This is a genomic window from Psychromonas sp. SR45-3, from assembly GCF_014163575.1.
Taxonomy (GTDB): domain Bacteria; phylum Pseudomonadota; class Gammaproteobacteria; order Enterobacterales; family Psychromonadaceae; genus Psychromonas; species Psychromonas arctica.
Map to the genome: position 1 here is coordinate 1 of NZ_JACJDP010000071.1, position 5,730 is coordinate 5,730.

Below are 5,730 nucleotides of genomic sequence, written 5' to 3' on the forward strand. Positions count from 1 at the left end.
GAAAAATGACTTAGTTCAAGGCGTAAATTGAACTAAATGGTTGTTTCCTTTATGAAAGTTACAACGAAGAAATAAGTTATTTTAACAAGTAAAATAGATCAGTTAATTAGTGTGATTGGTATAATTGTTGGAACCTGCCTCTTTCCCTCTGCTTGATGTCTTTTAGTTCTTACCTTTTAGTCATTAAAAATAAAAGATGGGAAACTAAAAATACTTTTAATCCTATCTCAAAGTAATTTATCTTTTATTGTTAACCCTAACCCTTCGTGCAATCTGTGTAGCGCAGCGCTCCGTGGTTGGTTTTTTTAGGTTTGTTGTTAATTTCACCTATCCCGAACACAAAAAAGCCTGCATAAAGCAGGCTTGAAAGTGGGGTACTAAATTAAACTATTTAGCTTTTTTTTCTTCTTTTGGTTCTGCTTTAACTTCAACTTCTGGTACATCCATCACGTCAGCGTAAGCAGTGCCGTAGTAAGAAGCAATTAATACTTCTTTAAGCTCTGCGATTAATGGGTAACGTGGGTTTGCACCTGTACATTGGTCATCGAACGCATCTTCAGCAAGTTTGTCAACTTTTGCCATGAATGCCGCTTCATCAACACCGGCAGCTTGGATTGATAGTGGAATATTCAATGCTACTTTTAACTCTTCTAACCAGTTTAATAGTGCGTTAAGTTTGTCTTCAGTGTTACCTGTTGTGAAACCTAAGTGTGCCGCTATTTCTGCATAACGAGCACGTGCTTTAGGGCGATCGTACTGTGAGAATGCAGTTTGTTTAGTTGGGTTATTAGTTGCATTAAAACGAATAGTATTCGCAATTAATAATGCATTTGCTAAACCATGTGGAACGTGGAATTCAGCACCTAGTTTGTGTGCCATTGAGTGACAAACACCTAAGAATGCATTAGCAAAAGACATACCTGCGATAGTTGCTGCGTTATGTACTTTTTCACGTGCGATTGGGTCTTTTTTACCGTTAGCATATGAGCTTGGTAAGTACTCTTTAAGCATTTTAAGCGCTTGTAGTGCATGGCCGTCTGAGTATTCATTCGCTAATACAGAAACGTAAGCTTCCATTGCGTGAGTGACTGCATCGTAGCCACCGAATGCACATAAAGATTTAGGCATATCCATAACAAGGTTTGCATCAACAATCGCCATGTTTGGTGTTAGCTCGTAATCTGCTAATGGGTATTTTTGACCTGTTTTTTCATCTGTAACTACAGCAAATGGTGTTACTTCAGAACCGGTACCAGAAGTTGTAGTAATACAAACTAACTCTGCTTTAGACCCCATTTTAGGGAATTTGTAGATACGTTTACGGATATCCATAAAGCGCATTGATAAGTCTTCAAAATCTGTTTCTGGGTGCTCGTACATTACCCACATGATTTTCGCTGCATCCATTGGTGAACCACCACCAACTGCTAGAATCACATCAGGTTGATAGCTTAAACATGCTGCTGCACCTGCTTTTACGACTGCTAATGTTGGATCGGCTTCTACTTCATGGAACACTTCAACTTCCATGCCTTTTTCTTTCAGGATAGAGCGTAGGTCATCGATGTAACCATTGTTGAATAAGAAACGGTCAGTCACGATTAATGCACGTTTTTTACCTTCAAGGTCAGTCATTGCAACTGGTAGACAGCCGCGGCGGAAGTAGATTGATTTTGGTAGTTTATGCCACAACATATTTTCAGCTCGCTTCGCAACAATTTTCTTATTGATAAGGTGTTTTGGACCCACGTTTTCAGAGATAGCGTTACCACCCCATGAACCACAACCGAGTGTTAAAGAAGGTGCAAGTTCGAAGTTGTAAAGATCACCGATACCACCGTGAGAAGCAGGCGTATTCACCAGAATACGTGCTGTTTTCATTTTATCGCCAAAGTAAGCGATACGATCTGCGTTTGCATCTTGGTCTGTGTAAAGTACTGACGTATGACCAACACCACCTATATCTAATACGATACCTGCTTGACGTACTGCATCTTCAAAGTTTTTCGCTTTGAATAAGCCTAAAGTAGGAGATAGTTTTTCATGTGCAAATTCATCATCCCATGAAGCTTCTAGGCCTTCACCGATAAGGATTTTAGTTGAAGTTGGTACTTTAACACCCGCTAGTGCTGCAATTTTGTATGCAGGTTGACCAACGATTTTCGCATTCAATGCACCATCGATGATTAATACTTTACGTACTTTGTCTGCATCTGCTTGGCTTAACACTGCCGCGCCGTATTTAGCGAAACGTGCTTTTACTTCGTCGTAAATAGATTCAACAACAATCGCTGCTTGCTCAGAAGCACAGATTACACCGTTATCGAATGTTTTAGACATTAAGATTGAAGAAACGGCACGTTTGATATCAGCGGTTTCGTCGATAACTACAGGTGTATTACCTGCACCAACACCGATTGCTGGTTTACCTGAAGAGTAGGCCGCTTTAACCATGCCTGGACCACCAGTTGCAAGGATAAGGTTGATATCGTCATGTTTCATTAATGCATTTGAAAGCTCAACTGATGGTACGTCAATCCAACCAATAATATCTTTTGGTGCGCCAGCTTTGATTGCTGCATCTAATACCACTTTCGCTGCGTAGTTGGTTGCATTTTTAGCGCGTGGATGTGGAGAGAAGATACAACCATTACGTGTTTTAAGACAGATTAGGGCTTTAAAAATCGCAGTTGAAGTTGGGTTGGTTGTTGGGACGATTGCACAAACAATACCTACAGGTTCTGCGATAGTGATAGTGCCGCCTTCTTCATTGCGGTCAATCACGCCACATGTTAGTTCGTCTTTGTATTTGTTGTAAATGAATTCAGAAGCAAAATGGTTTTTGATTACTTTGTCTTCCATGATACCCATGCCAGACTCGTTTGCAGCCATTTTAGCTAATTCGATACGTGCTGTAGAGGCTGCTAATGATGCTGCACGGAATATTTTATCAACTTGCTCCTGTGAGTAAGTTGCAAATTCTTTTTGCGCCGTTTTTACACGAGCAACCATTGCATTTAGTTCAGTGACATTACTTACCGTCATATATTTCTCCAAAAGTTTAATAAATTTAAAAGTTTTAAAAATGTTCTATTAAATCGTATCTCTTTATAAAAACTGACTTACTATTAAAAACGGACTTAGTAAAAAACTTTCACAGTCATTATAGAAATAAGGTGATTTAGCGTATTGATCAAGATCACTATAAAGTGAATGTATTGACCTTGTTTAGTGTGATATTTATCACGTTCAATAAGTCTTCTTCATTTTTCGATATTTTTTTTGAATGTCAGTTTTGAGGTCTATGAGTCAATTTAAGCCGAAATCATTGTATGCCTATTTGCTCAAAACAATCTATGGTTTAAGATCTAATTTTCATTAATCTGCGGCAATCCTTTATACTGTCATTTCTTATTTTATATTTAAAAAAATAGCACCACTTAAGGGAAGATAAACATGGTAAGTGTTTCCACAGCAGGTCGTACCGCATTGTATTTTTCTGCTTTTGTCATTTCATTAGCAGGGATAAAAGAAGCAGCACCTATTGTTGTTCCTTTTTTGTTATCTCTATTTGTCGCCATCATTTGTAACCCCGCTATTAATTACTTAGAACGTAAACGGATGCCGAGAGGGCTGGCAATTACCTTTGTTATTGTCACTATCTTTTCCTTATTTATTGTTCTAGGTGGCGTGGTAGGGGCGGCTGTTAATGACTTTAGCAAAGCGATTCCAACTTATGAAGAGCAATTGTCAGAGCAAATTACATGGCTAATTGAATGGTTAGGAAAGCATGATATAAAGCTGTCGATGGGGGAAGTGCGTGGTTATTTTGATCCTGCTAAAGTGATGAATTTAGTGACCACTACCTTATCTGGATTCAGCAGTGTGTTGGGCAATATATTCCTTTTATTATTGACTGTTGTTTTTATGTTGGCTGAAGGGCAAGTGTTCCCGAAAAAACTACATATTGCATTTGATGATTCGGAGCAAACAGAGAAAAAGTTAGATCACTTCTTAAGTATGGTGAACCGTTACATGGCTATTAAAACCATGGTGAGCTTAGGAACCGGCATCGTAATTGGTACTGTGTTGTGGGCAATTGGTGTTCAATTTTACGTATTATGGGCATTGCTGGCTTTTTTATTAAATTACATTCCTAACATCGGCTCAATTATCGCCGCGGTGCCTGCTGTTATTCTGACTTTTTTACAGCTCGGTGCAGGTTATGCTGCAGCGGTGGTTGGATTATTTGTCAGTGTAAATATGATCATGGGCAACGTTGTTGAACCGCGTTTTATGGGGCGCAGTCTAGGTTTATCGACCTTAGTTGTGTTTTTATCATTAATTTTTTGGGGCTGGTTATTAGGGGTCGTAGGTATGCTGTTATCTGTGCCTTTAACAATGATTTTAAAAATCGCTTTAGAAAATAGTGAAGATGGACGGTGGTTTGCTATTTTATTAAGTTCAGATCAAGAAGTTGCTGCATTTGAACAAACCAATATCGATAAATCCAATGCGCAACAAGCGGAAGGCTCCGCGTCGTCGAAAGACGTTAATTCAAATAGCCATTCAAGCGAAAACGATTCAAATAATGAGACTTAGTCATCAGTTCAATCGATCCTTAAAAAAGAAAATTAAAGAACAAGTTAAAGAAGAAAAATAATATGTTTACAGCACTATTAGAAAAAATGCATTTTCCAGACGTATCGTTAACAACTAACGAGCAAAATAAAGAAATGGCGCGATTATTTCATGGGCGTGGATTCTTTTATCCTGAATATCAGCATATTAATATAGATTGGTTAGCGCCAGTTGTATTGATTATTTTATATAAGGAAGAAGATGCACAATGGTTGGCTAATTTGAGTGACTTCCTGCTAGTGGAAATGACTCAAAGAGGCTTTGTGGTGAAGAGCATTCAAGTGCAATTTCGTTGTCGAGACCTTGCGCCTACTGAGTTGTTATATGGCGATGCGTTGCATGATTTTGTCGCTTGTGAAAACGGCTTGGCTTATAAAATCAATCTCGGTAAAAATCAAAATTACGGTATTTTCTTGGACATGAAAAATGGCCGTTCTTGGTTAAGAGAAAATAGTCACAATAAGCGTGTATTAAACCTATTTTCCTACACCTGTGCATTTTCTAATGCGGCTATTGCTGGTGGCGCAGAGCAAGTCGTTAACTTAGATATGAGTAAAGCTGCATTAGCAGTAGGGCGTGGTAATCATAGGCTTAACGGGCATGATTTAGATAAAGTGAAATATCTTGGCCATGATCTTTTTAAGTCATGGGGTAAAGTTAAACGTTTAGGGCCCTATGATATTATCATTGCCGATCCGCCTTCATTACAAAAAGGCAGCGTTAATATAAAACGTGACTACCCAAAGATAATGCGTCGTTTACCTGAGCTGTTAAACCAGGGAGGGCAAGCTTTGTTATGCTTAAATAGTCCTGATTTGGACTTTCAATTTATTTATGATGCATTAGCTGAACATTGCCCTACGGCAAAAGTAATAAGTGTTATTGAGCCGCCTATTGAGTTTACCAATAGTGAACTTGATAAAGGCCTGAAATGTGTATTAGTAGGCATATTAGCAAAATAAAATGTAACTACTCAGGCCGTCGCTATTTAAGCCTATTTCTTCGTTGAAAAATGCTCATTTAAACCACTAAACTGCGCTTTTTCGCCTTGAACTAAGCATAAATAGCTTAGCCCTGAGCATTTACGTT

3 protein-coding genes are annotated in these 5,730 nt (G+C 38.5%); 2 read left to right on the plus strand and 1 reads right to left on the minus strand.

Annotated features, from left to right (window positions below):
• Window positions 1-387: 387 nt before the first annotated feature.
• Entirely contained in the window at window positions 388-3,045 is a 2,658-nt protein-coding gene (gene adhE, locus H5084_RS18965; protein WP_028869108.1) for a bifunctional acetaldehyde-CoA/alcohol dehydrogenase, read from the minus strand.
• 411 nt (window positions 3,046-3,456) lie between these two features.
• Here adhE and H5084_RS18970 point away from each other — a divergent pair, with 411 nt between their 5' ends.
• Both H5084_RS18970 and H5084_RS18975 read left to right on the plus strand, forming a co-directional pair.
• Window positions 3,457-4,602, plus strand: coding sequence for an AI-2E family transporter (locus tag H5084_RS18970; protein WP_182692200.1), 1,146 nt, complete (start codon window positions 3,457-3,459; stop codon window positions 4,600-4,602).
• 62 nt (window positions 4,603-4,664) lie between these two features.
• Entirely contained in the window at window positions 4,665-5,603 is a 939-nt protein-coding gene (locus tag H5084_RS18975; protein ID WP_182692201.1) for a class I SAM-dependent methyltransferase, read from the plus strand.
• Window positions 5,604-5,730 lie beyond the last annotated feature (127 nt).